A 16,209-nucleotide genomic window follows, 5' to 3' on the forward strand; every position below is an offset into this window, starting at 1 on the left:
AGAAGCTGTCATGCCGCAGTTTTTCATCAACCGCCCAGTGTTTGCCTGGGTGATCGCCCTGTTCATCGTGCTGGGCGGCGTCATCGCCATCCCGCAATTGCCCATCGCCCGATATCCGTCGGTGGCGCCGCCGTCGGTGACCCTCTACGCAAGCTATCCGGGGGCCACCCCGCAGACGCTCAACGACTCGGTGGTGAGCCTGGTCGAGCGCGAGCTGTCGGGGGTGAAGAACCTGTTGTACTTCGAGTCCTCGGTGGATACCTCGGGCTCCGCGCAGATCACGGCCACCTTCAAGCCGGGCACCGATACGGAGCTGGCTCAGGTGGACGTGCAGAACCGCGTTAAGGCCGTCGAGCCACGCCTGCCCCAGGCCGTAAGGCAGAACGGCCTGCAGGTGGAGTCCGCCGCCTCGAGCTTTCTGATGATGGTCGGCATGACCTCGCCCAACGGCCAGTTCGATGAGGTTGCCCTCAACGATTATCTGGCACGCAATATCGTCCAGGAGCTGCGTCGTATCGACGGCGTGGGGCGTGTGCAACTGTTCGGCGCCGAGCAGGCCATGCGGGTCTGGGTCGATCCGAACAAGCTCACGGCCTACGGCCTGACCATGAACGAACTGGCACAGGCCATCGAGCAGCAGAACGCGCAAATCGCCCCCGGCCGGATCGGCGACGAGCCAGCATTGCCCGGTCAACGCCTGACCGTGCCGCTGACCGTGCAAGGACAGCTGAGCACGCCGGAACAGTTCGCCGCCATCGTCCTGCGCGCTGGCGCCGATGGCGCCAAGGTGGTGCTCGGCGACGTGGCTCGGATCGAGCTGGGCGCTGAGTCCTACGCCTTCTCCAACCGCGAGAACGGCGTGGCGGCGACCAGTGCCGCGATCCAGTTGTCGCCTGGGGCCAACGCCGTGCGCACCGCTTCAGCCGTGCGCGAGCGCCTGGCCGAACTGGCGCCGAGCATGCCGGCCGGCATGGCCTACTCGGTGCCGTTCGACACCGCGCCCTTCGTCAAGGTGTCCATCGAGAAGGTGATCTACACCCTGTTCGAGGCCATGGTGCTGGTGTTCCTGGTGATGTTCCTGTTCCTGCAGAACCTGCGCTACACACTGATCCCGGCCATCGTCGCGCCCATCGCACTGCTCGGCACCTTCGCTGTGATGCTGCTGGCGGGGTTCTCGATCAACTCGCTGACCATGTTCGGCATGGTGCTGGCCATCGGCATCATCGTCGACGATGCCATCGTGGTGGTGGAGAACGTCGAACGGCTGATGGCAACCCAGGGGCTGTCGCCGAAAGAAGCCACCTCACGGGCGATGCAGGAAATCACCGGCGCGGTGATCGGCATCACCCTGGTGCTCACCGCCGTGTTCATCCCCATGGCCTTTGGCAGCGGCTCGGTGGGGGTGATCTACCAGCAGTTCACCCTGTCAATGGCAGTGTCGATCCTGTTCTCGGCTTTCCTCGCCCTGAGCCTTACGCCTGCACTCTGCGCCACGCTGCTGCGCCCGGTGAGCGCCGACCATCATGAAAAACGTGGCTTCTTCGGCGCCTTCAACCGCGGCTTCGAACGTCTCACCGCGAGCTACGGCGCGCGGGTAGCACGCCTGGTCGGGCGCAGCGGACGAATGATGGCGGTCTTCGCCGTGCTATGTGCGGTACTGGCAGCCGCTGCCACGCAATTGCCGTCTTCGTTCCTGCCCGAGGAGGATCAGGGCTACTTCATGACTTCCATCCAGCTGCCCACCGGCGCTACCAGCGAGCGCACGCTGGACGTGGTCAAGGCCTACGAGGCCCACGTCGCCTCGCGCCCGGGGCTGGACGCCAACCTGGTGGTACAGGGTTTCAGCTTCGCCGGCTCCGGCCCCAACGCGGCCATGGCCTTCACCATGCTCAAGGACTGGGATCAGCGTGATGGCGCAACGGCCGCCGAAGAGGCCGCGCTGGCGCAGCAGGCCATGGCCGACAACGTCGAAGGCACGGTGATGAGCTTGATGCCTCCGGCCATCGACGAGTTGGGCACGTCCTCCGGTTTCACCATGATCCTGCAGGATCGTGCCAACCGTGGCGAAGCTGCATTGCTGGCCGCGCAGGCACAACTGCTGGAACTGGCCGCGCAGAGCGCGGTGGTCAGCGATGTCTACCCCGATGGCTTGCCGTCCGGCGAGAGCATCCGTCTGGAGATCGACCGGGAGAAGGCCGAGGCCATGGGCCTTTCCTTCGCGGCCGTGAGCAGCACGCTGTCGGCGGCCATGGGCTCGCTGTACGTCAACGATTTCCCCAATGCCGGACGCATGCAGCAGGTCATCCTGCAGGCCGACGCCCCCGCGCGCATGCAACTGGACGACGTGCTCGGCCTGCGCGTTCGCAACGTCAGCGGCGGCATGGTGCCGCTGCGCGAGGTGGTGACGCCGGTGTGGAGCGAATCACCGCAGCAGATGCTGCGTTTCCAGGGCCTCCCGGCGGTACGTATTTCCGGAGGAGCGGCTCCCGGCGTATCCAGTGGCGCAGCGATGGCCGAAATGGAACGCCTGGTGGCGAAGTTGCCAAAGGGCTATGCCGCAGCCTGGACGGGGGCGTCATTGCAGGAACGCCAGTCGGCGGCGCAGGCACCGCTGCTGATGCTGTTGTCGGCACTGGTGGTGTTTCTGGTGCTGGCGGCGCTGTACGAGAGCTGGTCGATCCCGCTATCGGTGATGCTGGTGGTGCCGCTGGGCCTGCTCGGCGCGGTAGCCGCGGTGATGTTGCGCGGCATGCCCAACGATGTGTTCTTCAAGGTGGGCATGATCACCATCATCGGCCTGTCTGCGAAGAACGCCATTCTCATCGTCGAGTTCGCCCGCCAGTTGCATGCCGAGGGGCGCACGCTGATCGACGCCGCCGTGACCGCTGCGCGCCTGCGCCTGCGGCCGATCCTGATGACCTCGCTGGCCTTCACCCTCGGTGTGGTGCCGCTGATGCTGGCGTCCGGTGCCAGCGCCGAAACCCAGCACGCCATCGGCACCGGGGTGTTCGGCGGCATGCTCAGCGGTACCTTGCTGGCGGTGTTCTTCGTGCCGGCCTTTTTCGTCTTCGTCATCGGCACGCAGGAGCGCTTCAGCGCCTGGCGTGCGCAGCGTGGCAGTGCCGCGCTGACCCGGGAGAACCCCTGATGCGCCTGTTCCTGATCCTGCCGCTGCTCGCCTGCCTCGGCGCCTGCTCGCTGACGCCGACCCTGGAGCGCCCGGCCGCACCCGTGCCGGCGCGCTTTGCCATGGGCGCTACCACACCGGCCTCGATGCTGCCGCCCAGTGCCTTGGGCTGGCGCGCGATGTTCGGCGATCCGCGCCTGCAACGGCTGATCGCCCTGTCGCTGGCCAATAACCGCGACCTGCGCCTGGCCACCCTCAACGTCGAGGCGGTGCAGGCGCAGGCGAACATTCAGCGCGCCGCGCGCTTGCCGGCCGTTGAGTTGGACGCAACGAGCACGCGCGAACGCGTCCTAAACACTGATGCCAATGATCGCGCCAACCATGAAGTGAACCAGCAGACTGGGGTGAACGTCGCCCTCAGCGCCTTCGAAATCGATTTGTTCGGCCGTGTACGTGCACTCTCCGATGCCGCATTGGCGCGCTACCTGGCCAGTGAGCAGGGGCGCGACGCGGCGCAGATCGCTCTGGTCGGTGCGGTAGCCGAGGCCTACTTCGCCCAGCGCCTGGCTGACGAGCAACTGCAGCTCACCGAGCGCACCCTGGCCGACTGGCAACAGTCGCTGGAGCTGGCGCGCCTGCTCAAGCAGGCCGAGCAGAGCAGCAGCCTGGACGTGGCCCAGGCCGAAGGGCAGGTGGCCCTGGCCGAAGCCGACCTGGAGGCGCGTCGCCGCGCCCAGGCGCAGGCGGACAATGCCCTGCAGCTGCTAGTTGGCAGTGAGCTGCCGGGCGACCTGCCACCTGCTTTGCCGTTGGAGCGCCAGCCGTCGGTCGCACGTCTGCCAGCCGGGTTGCCGGCCGACCTTCTGCTGAGCCGGCCGGATCTGCGTCAGGCCGAGCAGATGCTGGTGGCTGCCAATGCCGATATCGGCGCGGCGCGGGCGGCATTCTTCCCGCAGATTTCCCTGACCGCGTCGTTCGGTTACGCCAGCACCTCGCTCGGTGGCCTGTTCGACCCGGCCCGGCAGGTCTGGCGCTTCGCCCCGCAGATTTCCCAGCCGCTGTTCCAGGGCGGTCGCCTGCGCGCCGAACTGCGCCTGGCCGAGGTGCGCAAATCCGAGGCGGTCGCCCAGTACGAGCGCGCCATCCAGACGGCCTTCCGCGAAGTGGCCGATGCGCTGGCGGGAACGGCTACCTTCGACCATCAGATCGAGGCGCAAATGCGCGCTGTGACCGCTGCCGAGCGGCGCCTACGACTGTCCGACCTGCGCTACCGTGCCGGCGTCGACGGCCGCCTGGAACTGCTCGATGCCCAGCGCCAGTTGCACGCTGTGCAGCAGGCGCTGCTGGAGCTGCGCCGCGCGGAAATCACCAATCGGGTGGCGCTGTACAAAGCGCTGGGTGGTGGCCTGCATGAGCGTGATATTACGAAGACTGCCGCTGTCGCGGTGGCTCACTAGAGTCGACCCAAATGGTCAAACCTTAGCCTGTCCCGGCTAGATCAAAGAGAGCCGGATCCCGCGCTCATTCTGCAATTTGAAGCCTTACTCGGATGGCCCAGATATCTTTCAAGCAGAGTTGGGTTTCTGCTCGACCCGTCTTTCTTTGCTCCAAAGCTGGCGACAGCAAGTAGCGCTGGTGTTCGCGACAAGTCGTCCACCAGTGTGCTGATAAGGATGGCTACTCGGAGTACTGGCCGCTAACCGGGAAGATGGAGACCTATTTCCTAGGTCCGCTTCTGGCCGATTGCAGCCAAAAGCAACAGGTCACACCGGGCGGATAGTCGCCTCTCGCAATTGCCCCCTCCGGGCCGCATGAGCCGGGCCAGACGGCCCGGCGAGAAAGAATCTGCGTTCCCACACATGCGGAGGCTTTGGGAAACTTCCTACTCGCCTATGGCGTTGCGGTCCTACAAGCTCCCTGCGTAGGGTTTCGCCCGCCGCGGATTTGCCGCGGTCAGGTGTGGAAGCCTGATTACCGTAATACGCCATAGCAGAGCTCATCAGGCCACCAAAGCCGGGAGAGTTCTGGCGGTCTATGGCGGACTGTGCAAGGCAGGCTTCGGCCTGGCCGGCCTTACGGTATCCCGGTCTTCCACCCTTGCACGGTCCGCCTCCCTTTCTCCCGGGGGCGGCTTCTTGAATGCATGCAAGGAGCACAGCATGAACCCTGCCCTTTCCTTCCCCTCCGATTCCGCCCTGATTCCTTCCGTCTTCCTCCGTCATCACCGGCAACTGCGCGCGGTGCTGATCGAGGACCAGGCCTGGTTCGCCGGGCGCGACCTGGCGCGCCTGACCAACAGCCACATCACCGAGCGCATCGTCCACAAGCTGGATGCCGACCAGCACCGCAAGGCGGTTCTGCAAAACAGCTGTGGCGAATGCGAGGAGGAACTGCTGATCAGCGAAAGCGGCGTCTACGCGCTGCTGATGGTCAACTTCTACCACCCGGAAAACCGCAGCCTGCGCCAGTGGCTGACCAACGAAGTGCTGCCGATGCTGCGCAACGCCCAGCAGCACAACCCGCACCTGCCGCGCCGGCGCATGGCCCCGGCGCTGGGCCGTGAACTGGGGGTGCTGGAGTGGCAGGGCCAGGTCTGGGTTCGCCTGGACGATGCGGTGCGAATGATGGCGACCAGCGCCTGATCGGGTCGCTCGCCCGGGCGTGTTTCTTTCGCCACCCGGGCTCCTGTATACGTAGTCGCCTTTGCACACGACGAGAACAGTGATGACGGAATCCCCCTCGCCCAGCGCCGAGGCTGCGGCGGCAAGCCGAGCGCCGGTCGGCCTCTTCGAAGCCTTCCTGTTCTGGCTGAAACTGGGCTTCATCAGCTTCGGCGGCCCGGCCGGGCAGATCGCGATCATGCACCAGGAGCTGGTGGAGCGCCGCCGCTGGATCAGCGAAAAGCGCTTCCTGCATGCGCTCAACTACTGCATGGTGCTGCCCGGCCCGGAGGCCCAGCAGCTCGCCACCTACATCGGCTGGCTGATGCACCGAACCTGGGGCGGCGTGATCGCCGGGGGGCTGTTCGTGCTGCCCTCGCTGTTCGTGCTGATCGGCCTGTCGTGGCTCTACGTCGCCTTCGGCGAGGTGCCGGTGGTGGCCGGGTTGTTCTACGGCATCAAGCCGGCGGTCACCGCCATCGTCGTCCACGCGGCGCATCGCATCGGCTCCCGCGCGCTGAAGAACGGCTGGCTGTGGGCGATAGCCGCGGCCTCCTTCGTGGCCATCTTCGCGCTCAACCTGCCCTTCCCGCTGATCGTGCTGGCGGCCGCCGTTATCGGCTACATCGGGGGGCGCCTGCTGCCCGGCAAGTTCGCCCTCGGCGGCGGCCATGGCGCGGCGAAAACCAGCTACGGCCCCGCGCTGATCGACGACGACACGCCAACGCCCGAGCACGCGCGTTTCCGCTGGCCGCACCTGCTGCGCCTATGCGTGATCGGTGCCGCGCTCTGGCTGCTGCCCATGGGCCTGCTGGCGGCCGCGTTCGGCTGGCAAGGGACGCTGACGCAGATGGGCTGGTTCTTCACCAAGGCCGCCCTGCTCACCTTCGGCGGCGCCTACGCGGTGCTGCCCTACGTCTACCAGGGCGCGGTCGGCCACTACGGCTGGCTGTCGCCGACGCAGATGATCGATGGCCTGGCCCTGGGCGAAACCACGCCGGGCCCGCTGATCATGGTGGTGGCGTTCGTCGGCTTCGTCGGCGGCTACGTCCACCCGATGTTCGGCGCCGACCACCCGTTCCTTGCCGGAGCCGTCGCCGCCAGCCTGGTCACCTGGTTCACCTTCCTGCCGTCGTTCCTGTTCATCCTCGCCGGCGGCCCGCTGGTGGAATCGACGCACAACGAGCTGAAGTTCACCGCGCCGCTCACCGGCATCACCGCCGCTGTCGTCGGCGTGATCCTCAACCTGGCGCTGTTCTTCGGCTATCACGTGCTCTGGCCGCAAGGTTTCTCCGGCGCCTTCGACTGGCCCTCGGCACTGATCGCCGTCGCGGCGGCGGTTGCGCTGTTCCGCTTCAAGCGTGGGGTGATTCAGGTGCTGTTCGCCTGCGCGCTGGCGGGGTTGGCGGTGCATTTGCTGCGGGGTTGAGTCGCTCAGCCCCACCCCAGCGTGACGGCGCAAAGCACTGCATAGCGCGTAGCCTTGGCCAGCGTGACGATCAGCAGGAAGCTCCACAGCGGCTCGCGCATCAAGCCGGCGACCACGGTGAGCGGGTCGCCGATCACTGGCGCCCAGCTGAGCAGCAGCGACCAGCGGCCGTAGCGATGGTAAGTGCCCTGGACCTTGGCCAGCCGCTCGGGGGAAACAGGGAACCAGCGCTTGCCCTGCCAGTGTTCCAGGTAGCGCCCGAGCACCCAGTTCACGACCGACCCGGCGACATTGCCGAGCGTGGCCACGAGCAGGAGCGCAAGCGCCGGATGCTGCTTGGCGAGCAGCAGCGCCACCAGCACCGCCTCCGATTGCAACGGCAGCAAGGTCGCGGCGCCGAAAGCCGAGGCGAACAGCCCCAGGTATCCACTCGTTTCCCACATACGGAATCAGCCGCCCACCCCGATGCCCTCGCGAGCCGTTTCGAGTTGTCGACTGTCGACGATGCCTGACATTGGCGAACCTCAGAGGTACTTGGTGATCTGCTTGAACTCGTCCAGCGGCGCTCGCTCGCCGCGGCCCAGCGCGCCGACGCTGTCTTCCAGGCAATGGTCGATGTGATCCTGGATCAGCGTGCGCTTGGCCTGGCAGACGGCCTTTTCCACCGCATGAAGCTGCTGGGCGATATCCACGCAGGCGCGTTCGTTCTCGATCATCGCGACGATGCTGCGCAGGTGCCCTTCCGCGCGCTTCAGGCGCTTGATGATGGCGGCGTGCGTCTGGTGGGTATGGGGATGGTCGGTCTTGCTCATGGGCGAAGTCCCTGTCGGTAGACGATGGGCGAGTATCCCCCAGGAGGTGATACCTCATGCAACCCGGTGCGGCTCAGAGCAACTCGATGCCGAAGCGCCGCACGAACAGGGCGAACAGCCCGAAGCAGGCCATCGTGAGGACGATGCAGCCAAGCAGCGTCGGCCAGAAACCCAAGCGCGGCAGCATCAGCGGAAAGGCCAGGAACATCGGCAGCGTCGGCACCACGTACCAGAAGGTGTACCAGGCGTGGTTGGCGATCTTCTCCTGGCTTTGCTGCTCGACGTACAGCCAGATCAGCGTCAGCACCGTCACCAGCGGAAGCGCCGCCACCAGGCCGCCCAGCTTGTCGCTGCGCTTGGCCAGCTCGGAGACGAGCACCACGATTCCGGCGGTCAGGATGTACTTGGTGATGAGCCATGCCATGGCAGCTCCCGCACGAGCGCCGAGGCGGTCGATCCGCTTCGGAACGCTGGCGATAATATCCTCCCCCGAGGGATATGACCAGACTACACCCAACGCGCCAAGCGACCGTTTGCTGCCACGCCGGACGAAGAAGCGAAGACGGGGACGGATTCACTCAATCGCTCTAGTCCCGACCTCCCAGGCAGCACGAGGGGGAAAAACGAATCCGCCCCCTTCTCGTCCCTGCGAGCGTCGGCAGCCCGTACGTCAATCCAAAATCCAGGGCCGGTTACAAGGGGTATAACTAGCGGAGCAAAAGCTGGAGCGCCGCGGACAGGCGCCCCAAAGGCAGCGCCTGGCAAGCCCAGGGAGCCTGCCAGTCACAGGAGCACGGCAAACGTGCGCAAGGCTCGCTTGGGGCTGCCGCCGGCAACGACCGTCCCAGTTGTGTGTTTCCCGATTGCCCGCGCCAGGTTCGCCCTGGCCTGATCGGCGCCTGTGGCGCGGAGCGATGCGATGGGTTCCAGTGCACGATGGGCTCGCAAGAGCCTGCTTGGCTGCATCGGGTTGGCCGTGCTGGTCGCCCCCCTGTGCGCCGGCGCCCAGTTCAAGTGCCAGGCCAAGGACGGAACCCTCAGCTACACCAGCCACGCCATCGCCCACGCCCACTGCACGCGCCAGGATGGCAAGGCGAGCGCCGCTGCAGGCGCCAAGGCAAAGGCCCGGCCAAAGCTTGCGCGGGACGACAGCCCAGGCCCGGGGCGGATTCGCGTGTACACGTTCGTCTACAAGGGTGTTCGCCAGTACGTGAGCCGGCGCCCCGTCGGGATCTCCGCGCGGGTCGATGTGCTTGAGGTCAGATACATCAAGGGCTGCTACCTGTGCGCGGCGCCGAAGGGCTTCAACGTCGCCTCAGTGCGCCTGGATACCCGCTCCTATCGGCGCGAGATCGAGGCTGCCTCGGGCCACTACGGTGTCGACAGCGCGCTGGTCCGCGCAGTGATGCATGCCGAATCGGCGTTTCAACCCAACGCCGTTTCCGAAAAAGGCGCCCAGGGGTTGATGCAGTTGATGCCCGCCACCGCCGAGCGCTTCGCCGTGGACGATCCGTTCGATGCGCGGCAGAACATCCGTGGCGGCGTGCGCTACCTGGCCTGGCTGCTCAAGCGCTTCAACGGCAACCAGACGCTGGCGTTGGCCGGCTACAACGCCGGCGAGGCGTCCGTAGCCGAGTACAACGGGGTGCCGCCCTACGCCGAGACGCAATCCTACGTCTCCCTCGTGCAGTCCTTGACCGAGCGCTACCGCAGGCAGCGCTGATCACGGGGCGCACAAGAAAAGCGGGCGTAATTGCGCTGACTCGATCGCCCGCCTGCATTCCTCCCGACCAAGCATTTGCATTCACGCTGACCACCGCTCGCATACGGCTTGACCCGTCGCACCGTAGTAGCTACCGGCTGCAACCTACCCGAAGCGGACGGTCCCGACGGGTCAACTGCTGCCTTGGCGACGACGTTGGTCAGCACGGTAGAACTGCCGAATGGCCACGGTCACGCCGAGGAAAAGGGTTGCTGTCCCCAGCGCCTCCAGTGGCGATGGCCAGCGATGCTGGATGAGGAGACCGAAGGTGGTGGCGTAGAGCGTTTCGCTGGCAATCAACTGCCCACCCAGCGCTAGAGGAATGCTCCGCGTCGCGATCGACCAAGCCCAGGCTCCTCCGAGGGTTGCCCCCAGCCCCTGAACCAGGCCACAGAAAAGCACCGCCGAGGTTCCTTTCAGAGCGCCGCCGTGGCTCACGAAACTGGACAGCTTCAGGTACAGCCCCACGGGCAGGAATGCGGCCATTTCGATGCTGCACGTCAGGATGAGCAGTGCCGACCAGAGCAACGGATCCATGCCCGGTCGTGTGCTGAGGGCTCGCTCGTTTAGCAGACCGAAGGCGGTCCAGAATCCGATCGCCAGCAGGGAAATCAAGATGCCCACCAGTACCATCGCCGCGGGTTGCGAGGCTTGCCCATCGGCGCGCTCGAAACTGCTGGCATTGACCATCATGATGCCCAGCGCGCCCAGCAGCAGTGGGGCCGCAATGCTGCGCCAGGGAATCGCCTGGCTACGCAGATTGCCGGCGATGGCCAGGACTATGGGCACACAACCCAGCATGACCGGTGGAATGACCGGTCCGGCGGCGATAACGGCACTGGTGATCAGGAAGAAGTAACCGATGTAGCCCAGGAAGCCCAGCAGGCCGACCGTCAGCCAGTCGCCAAGCGTCAGAGTCGTCAACTGTCGACGGAACCTTGCCAGCACACCTAGCGATCCCAGGCCGGCAAACGCGTAACTGACTACCGCCAGGTCAAAGGTGCTGTATTCCCCGATCAGGTTCGGCAACAGATAGAGCAAGGACCAGGAAAAGGTGGCTGCGATGGCAGCGATCAACCCTCCTTTCATGTGCGTTGCTCCTCGTGAGGCTGGGACTGCAGCCACTGCCTGGCCATCTGCCGGGCCGTATCGAAAACTGCCGTCGAATCGCCGCGCGCGGCGCTGACGAAGCTGCCCTCCAGGAGCAGAAACAGACTCTCGGCGATCTGTCGCGGGGCGTTGAACTTCGCCTGCCTGGCCAAGGCAGCCAGTTGCTCGCGCACCCCCTCTTTGTGCCGCTCGACAGCCCGGAACACCGGGTGACTCATCGAGGAGAACTCAGCGGCACTGTTGACGAACAGGCAACCGCGATGGCTGTCGCGCTCGACATAGCCTTGGTAGAGATCGAAGAACGCCAGAAGTGCCTCCAGTGGATCGGGCAAGTCGTCACGCAGCTGCTCGACCCTCGCTCGCCAGAGGCGATCGCGCTCCTCCAGACAGGCCACGATCAGGGAGTCCTTGGATGGAAAGTGCCCGTAAAGCGTCATCTTGGTGACCCTGGCCCGAGCAGCAATGGCCGCTACCCCAGTGACATGCAGTCCCTGGCTCAGAAACAGCTCCAGGGCGGCGTTGATCAGTCGCTGGCGAGTCTCTTCCATGGTGGTTGGCCGTCGAATTGAGGGGAGGTGATGCGACTATACCGACCGGTAAGTACCGATCGCGCGCAAAAGCGACTACTCCCAAGTCGCCAGCGACACTGGCCACTGAACTGATGTTGTCGAGGATGCAGTGAAGGGCAGCCTGTGGCCGTCAGCTGTCGCTGGCGACAGCCCACGTTGGGTCGGTACCCTCCTCGATAACGATAACGACAACGAACGTCGAGACGCCGCGGAAACGGCTCGTGACGCTCGGAATCATCCTCTGCTCGGTGGTCGTGCCGGTGCTGGAGCTCGTAGCCGTATGGCAGCTCGATGGTGCTCAGCGACGGCACGGAAAAATGCTACCGGGCGTCAGTCCGGGACCGCTTACCTACACGCTCGCCGCCCTCACAGCTGTCGACGCCTTGATAACGGACAGTCGTAGCCGCCCCGCAGGGGAGAAGGCCCGCGACGGGCGTAACCTGAGCAAGCCCGGCTAGGTGCCCCCACTGCGGGCTGGGTCATTCTGTCGTCGACCGCATAACCAGGAGCCTCCACCCGGTGCCCGAAATTCCGACCGCCTACGCCAAACGATTCGACGCCGTGCTTGCCTACATCGATGGCCACATGGAGGGTGACCTTTCAGTGAAGACCTTGAGCGAAGTGGCGCATTTCTCGGCGTTTCACTTCCATCGGCAATTCACCACCTACGTGGGTGTGCCGGTTGCGCGTTATGTGCAGCTGATGCGCCTGCGGCGTGCGGCGCATCGCCTGGCGTCCGGCGCGAAATACTCGGTGCTGGACGCCTCGCTCGACGCCGGCTTCGACAGCCCCGAGGCGTTCAGCCGGGCCTTTCGACGAGACTTCGGCACGGCGCCCAGTGCATTCCGAAAACAGCCGAACTGGCAAACCTGGCATGCGGTTTTCGCCATCCCCCATTTTTCCAGGAGCATCACCATGCAGTTACGTATCGTCGACTTCGCCGAAGTCAGGGTCGCCGCCCTCGAACACTGCGGCCCTCCGGCACAACTCGACGCGAGCGTGCGCCAGTTCATCCAGTGGCGCATGGGCAGCGGGCAGTCGCCGGTGGGGGTGAGCCGCACGTTCGGCATTCCCTACGGCAACCCCGACACGACACCATCGGAAGCGTTTCGCTTCGATATCTGCGGCGAAATTGGCGAAGCCGTTGCGCCGAACGATTACGGCGTCCGCGAGCTGGTCATTCCCGGCGGCCGCTGCGTGGTCGTTCGTCACGTCGGCTCGCCTGATCACATCGGCGAAAGCATCTATCCGATCTATCGCGACTGGCTACCCGGCAGCAACGAAGAACTCCGCGACCACCCGCTGTTCTTCCACTACCTGAGCGTCTTCCCGGAGACGCCCCTGGAAGAGTGGCAGACGGATATCTATATCCCGCTGCAATAGCACGGGCTCTCGCGCCTTGTCGTCGTCCGAACAGTTCGTGCCGGCGCAATTCTGTGCTGCCTGGTCCCATTGACGGCCAGGTGCATTGACTCCAATGCGTCCATCGTTCCGTCTTGACGCCCGGGGTCGATGGCAAGCCGCTACCGCCCCATTGCGGCCTTTCGCTCAATGGGCGCAGCGATGAATCAGCCAGGCAATGAACGCTACGAATGGGGCGAACAGAATTCAACTACCGACAGCGACTGACCAGCCCCAGGCAAAGCCGCTATCTCCCCTGAACCGGCCGCCGCTCAGAAAGCGCAATACGCGGACACCGATGCGGTGTGCCAGATGGTTGAGTATGAAGTCTTCGAGGAAGCCCATCTGAGTATCGAGGTTGGCGATTTCAAAGTGGGCGAATGGAGTAAAGTTCAGCTTTCAGGTGGTCGGTGGCTGCCGTCCGCTGTTGGCAGATTGCTGGCGTTCGCGATCGTCAGCGTCCGCCCCGAAGCTGCCGGTCGCGAAGGGCAGAGGCGGCCAACCGCAGCCCTTCGCTTCTCCTTGCCAGCACATCGCACGCCTTGCCCGCCATCCGAGTGGTTGGGCGATTCCATGCAGGGCGCGCGTGAGTTCAGTCCGCGCTCTGTTCCGCTGGGGTATCGGCGGCGGGGGCTTGGACACTCGCTTTTTGCTTCGCTCGATTTCGGCGGTCCAGGCTGCGCTGCCGCGATGCCTGCTGCTTCGCATACTGCGCCTGAGTGGCCGTCACGGTACCCGCTGCTTGGCCATTCAAGTCCAGGCGCGGCGCATTCTCCACCATGCATGCCCAGTAACGTGTTCCCTTGCACCAGGAGGTGATGCCCAGCTTGAGCTGTTCGCTGGTTATTCCGAGCAGCTCCAGGTGCTGCTCGGCATCCTGGAGGATGCCCAGCTTGAGCGGAACCTTGGGCGCCGGATTGACAGGGAAAGCCAAGGGGAAGTGCTTTTGCAATCGCCAGATCGCTTCCACCGCGGGGTCCTGGTCACGCGGCTTCGCCTTCGGGGCGGGCCTCTGCTTGGGGCGCTTCGCGCTATCGGTCTTTGCCTGCTCTTTTTCAGCCCGCAGGCGGTCACGTAGTCCAGCTAGTTGTTCAAAACCCATCGTTCAATTCACAGCTTCGAGGTTGATTCGTGGCGCAAGGGTATTCCAAATGGCCTTCGGGATCAGCTGAATCAGGACGATCAGCCCACAACTACCTCACTGATCTGCAGCACTGGCGTCTGGTCGGTGTAATTCGCGATGTCCGCCAGAATCTCTTTTGCGTGTGGACCGAAGCCCGCCTGGAAGGCCTCCACGGAGTCACAGAAGATGTGGCACATCCCAACGTATGTCGCCGGGGCTCCGGGCTCTCCACCGGCCAGTCCCTTATCGATCGTGTAGTACTTGCATTTGTCCCCCATGCGTTCCTTCACCAGAGGCATATGGATGTCTCGGTAATAGTCGTGGTCGAATCGAACGCCTGGGGCATTGGGGTACATCACGCTAACTTTGATCATGGGCAAGTCTCCAACGATTAGGACCGGGTTGCATTCCTGCCTATCATGCCCGCTTGCGGCCACGGTTGGCAGCAATCTGGCCTTTGCCCTCACGCGCCAGCCCGCCACCCCCTGCGTCAATGCGGCTTCAGCGACCATTTCTGGCCGTTCTCCGCCGTTCGCCTCCTGGGCATGTACGGATCAAGCCGGGTGCAAACGGCGGTCAGCACGGATGCAACCGACTGGTCAGCGGCAATGCGATTGGTTGGTCAGGTGCGATGCAAGCCCGTGCCTGTCTCGGCCCCCCTGCCCCTCTGATCGCGGCGTGAAGCGCCGCAATCCAGACTGTGTGAAAACACACTGTGAGCAAGGCTTAGCAAGCGCCCCGACTGGTTCGGGGCGTTTGCTTTTCTGAGGGTTTATCCCATCAACTCGATCAGGCGACGCGCGCCGAGTACCTGAATCGCGCGTTTGAGGTTGTAGGCCTGTACTGCCAGGGCCATTTCCGTTCTGGCGCCCGCTAACTGCCGCAGCAGGAAGCGGCCGTTGCCGAATACCCACTGTTTCAAGTTGCCAAAGGGGTGTTCGACGATCGCTCGGCGCTTGGTCATCATCTCCGGCCGGGCCTTCAGGCGTTGCTGCATGCGCTCGAAAGCTGACTCATGGGCATGACGGCTGAGATGGCGACGCTGGCTATTCGTGCAACGCGCCTTCAAAGGGCAAGCGCGGCAGTCGCCGGCGATCGCATAAAGCCTCTCTGTGCCTCGTACCTGTTTGAGCGGGAGGCACTGGCCTGCCGGGCACTGATAGCGGTCATGATCCACGTCGTAGGTAAAGGCGCTGCGATCGAACAGCGCCGTGCCGTTGCCATGATTGTTAACGCCACGGTTCGGCGGTACATACGCCGTGATGCCCGCATCCTCGCACGCCTGGAATTGCTCGCCATTGGAGTAACCGGCGTCCGCCGTGACCGTGAGTTGCGCCTGCTCCAGAACCGCTTGGGCGGCTTCGGCCATCGGCTGCAGTTGGCGCGTGTCATTGCCGTCCTGGGTCACCTCGTGGTGCAGGACCAGGCAGTGCTTGTCATCGACCGCGCTCTGCACGTTGTAGGCGACCCGCGCGCCCTGCGGGGTTCGCATCAACTGGGCATCGGCCTCGCCGATCACGAATTGCTCGAGCCCCTGGGCCTGCATCAGTACCTGGCAGGTCAGGTTGTCCGCGTGTTGAGCCTGCAACTGCTCCAGCGCAGTCTTCACGGCACTCCGGTCGACCCCATCGCCCGCTTCGGCGCGGTCGGCCTCATCCAGGTCGCTCAGATAGCGGGCTATCTCGGCCTCCAGCTTGGCTTGCTGACGCTTGAGCCGCGCCAGGCTCAGGTGCTTGCGCCGTGAAGCCACCGCCTGGAATTTGCTGCCATCGATGGCCACCAACTGACCACCGAGCAACCCGACCTGGCGGCAGAACTGCACGAAAGCACGACAGGTCGCCTGAAACGCCGAACCATTGTCTTTGCGGAAGTCGGCAATGGTCTTGAAGTCCGGCGACAGGCGACCCAGCAGCCACATCACTTCGACATTGCGCTGGCATTCGGCTTCCAGTCGGCGCGAGGAGCGAATTCGCTGGAAGTAGCCATACAGGTACAGCTTGAGCAAGTCGGCCGGATCATAGGCCGGGCGCCCCGTCCGGCTCGCCTGCGCCTTGCTGAAGCCCAGCCGCTGCAAATCCAACCGCGCCACGTAGGCCTCGATCACGCGGACCAGATGTTCTTCGGGAACCAACTCATCCAGCGACACTGGAAACAAGCTGCCCTGATCACGCCCTTCACCGCGGATATAGCCCATGAACGACAATGCCCGTATCGAT

At 64.6% G+C, this 16,209-nt stretch carries 14 protein-coding genes; 6 read left to right on the forward strand and 8 right to left on the reverse strand.

Annotation, left to right across the window (positions count from 1 at the left end):
- Positions 1 to 10: 10 nt before the first annotated feature.
- The 4 genes from ACA097_RS01480 (at position 11) to chrA (ending at position 7,216) form a co-directional block, all read left to right on the forward strand.
- Positions 11 to 3,148, forward strand: a complete 3,138-nt coding sequence (locus ACA097_RS01480) for a multidrug efflux RND transporter permease subunit (RefSeq protein ID WP_371368034.1) — start codon at positions 11 to 13, stop codon at positions 3,146 to 3,148.
- Positions 3,148 to 4,584: an efflux transporter outer membrane subunit gene (locus ACA097_RS01485; RefSeq protein ID WP_043251778.1), complete on the forward strand. Its 1,437-nt coding sequence runs from the start codon at positions 3,148 to 3,150 to the stop codon at positions 4,582 to 4,584. The genes ACA097_RS01480 and ACA097_RS01485 overlap by 1 nt, the downstream gene beginning before the upstream one ends.
- 702 nt (positions 4,585 to 5,286) lie before the next feature.
- Complete coding sequence (locus tag ACA097_RS01490) at positions 5,287 to 5,769, forward strand: Bro-N domain-containing protein (protein ID WP_043251770.1); 483 nt, start codon at positions 5,287 to 5,289, stop codon at positions 5,767 to 5,769.
- A gap of 82 nt (positions 5,770 to 5,851) precedes the next feature.
- Positions 5,852 to 7,216 carry a chromate efflux transporter gene (gene chrA / locus ACA097_RS01495; protein WP_371368037.1) on the forward strand — a complete coding sequence of 455 codons (1,365 nt, stop codon included), beginning with the start codon at positions 5,852 to 5,854 and terminating at the stop codon, positions 7,214 to 7,216.
- Positions 7,217 to 7,221: 5 nt separating this feature from the next.
- Here chrA and ACA097_RS01500 read toward each other — a convergent pair whose 3' ends face one another.
- The 3 genes from ACA097_RS01500 to ACA097_RS01510 all read right to left on the reverse strand — a co-directional run bounded on the left by ACA097_RS01500 (position 7,222) and on the right by ACA097_RS01510 (position 8,452).
- A complete protein-coding gene (locus tag ACA097_RS01500) occupies positions 7,222 to 7,659 on the reverse strand; it encodes a YqaA family protein (protein WP_371368039.1) in 438 nt (145 codons plus the stop codon).
- A gap of 81 nt (positions 7,660 to 7,740) precedes the next feature.
- On the reverse strand, positions 7,741 to 8,028 hold the full coding sequence (locus ACA097_RS01505) for a metal-sensing transcriptional repressor (RefSeq protein ID WP_371368041.1): 288 nt from the start codon (positions 8,026 to 8,028) through the stop codon (positions 7,741 to 7,743).
- 73 nt (positions 8,029 to 8,101) lie between these two features.
- A complete protein-coding gene (locus tag ACA097_RS01510) occupies positions 8,102 to 8,452 on the reverse strand; it encodes a DUF3147 family protein (protein WP_371368043.1) in 351 nt (116 codons plus the stop codon).
- Between the two features lie 495 nt (positions 8,453 to 8,947).
- Between ACA097_RS01510 and ACA097_RS01515 the strand changes: the two genes are divergently transcribed.
- Entirely contained in the window at positions 8,948 to 9,751 is an 804-nt protein-coding gene (locus tag ACA097_RS01515; protein ID WP_371368045.1) for a lytic transglycosylase domain-containing protein, read from the forward strand.
- A 171-nt stretch (positions 9,752 to 9,922) separates the two neighbouring features.
- On the opposite strand, the gene ACA097_RS01520 is transcribed toward ACA097_RS01515, so the two are convergent.
- A complete protein-coding gene (locus tag ACA097_RS01520; protein ID WP_043251761.1) occupies positions 9,923 to 10,879 on the reverse strand; it encodes a DMT family transporter in 957 nt (318 codons plus the stop codon).
- Positions 10,876 to 11,448 (reverse strand): TetR/AcrR family transcriptional regulator, encoded by a 573-nt coding sequence (locus tag ACA097_RS01525; protein WP_043251759.1) that lies wholly within the window; start codon positions 11,446 to 11,448, stop codon positions 10,876 to 10,878. Before ACA097_RS01525 ends, ACA097_RS01520 begins: the two co-directional genes overlap by 4 nt.
- A 606-nt stretch (positions 11,449 to 12,054) precedes the next feature.
- Between ACA097_RS01525 and ACA097_RS01530 the strand changes: the two genes are divergently transcribed.
- Positions 12,055 to 12,852: a GyrI-like domain-containing protein gene (locus ACA097_RS01530; protein WP_371370591.1), complete on the forward strand. Its 798-nt coding sequence runs from the start codon at positions 12,055 to 12,057 to the stop codon at positions 12,850 to 12,852.
- A gap of 610 nt (positions 12,853 to 13,462) precedes the next feature.
- Here ACA097_RS01530 and ACA097_RS01535 read toward each other — a convergent pair.
- The 3 genes from ACA097_RS01535 to ACA097_RS01545 form a co-directional block, all read right to left on the reverse strand.
- Positions 13,463 to 13,972: a ProQ/FinO family protein gene (locus ACA097_RS01535; protein ID WP_371368048.1), complete on the reverse strand. Its 510-nt coding sequence runs from the start codon at positions 13,970 to 13,972 to the stop codon at positions 13,463 to 13,465.
- A gap of 80 nt (positions 13,973 to 14,052) precedes the next feature.
- A complete protein-coding gene (locus ACA097_RS01540) occupies positions 14,053 to 14,367 on the reverse strand; it encodes an EthD family reductase (protein WP_371368050.1) in 315 nt (104 codons plus the stop codon).
- A gap of 398 nt (positions 14,368 to 14,765) precedes the next feature.
- Positions 14,766 to 16,187, reverse strand: a complete 1,422-nt coding sequence (locus ACA097_RS01545; RefSeq protein ID WP_371368052.1) for an IS1182 family transposase — start codon at positions 16,185 to 16,187, stop codon at positions 14,766 to 14,768.
- Between the last annotated feature and the right edge of the window lie 22 nt (positions 16,188 to 16,209).

This window comes from Pseudomonas sp. QL9 (genome assembly GCF_041409665.1).
Classification (GTDB): domain Bacteria; phylum Pseudomonadota; class Gammaproteobacteria; order Pseudomonadales; family Pseudomonadaceae; genus Pseudomonas; species Pseudomonas knackmussii.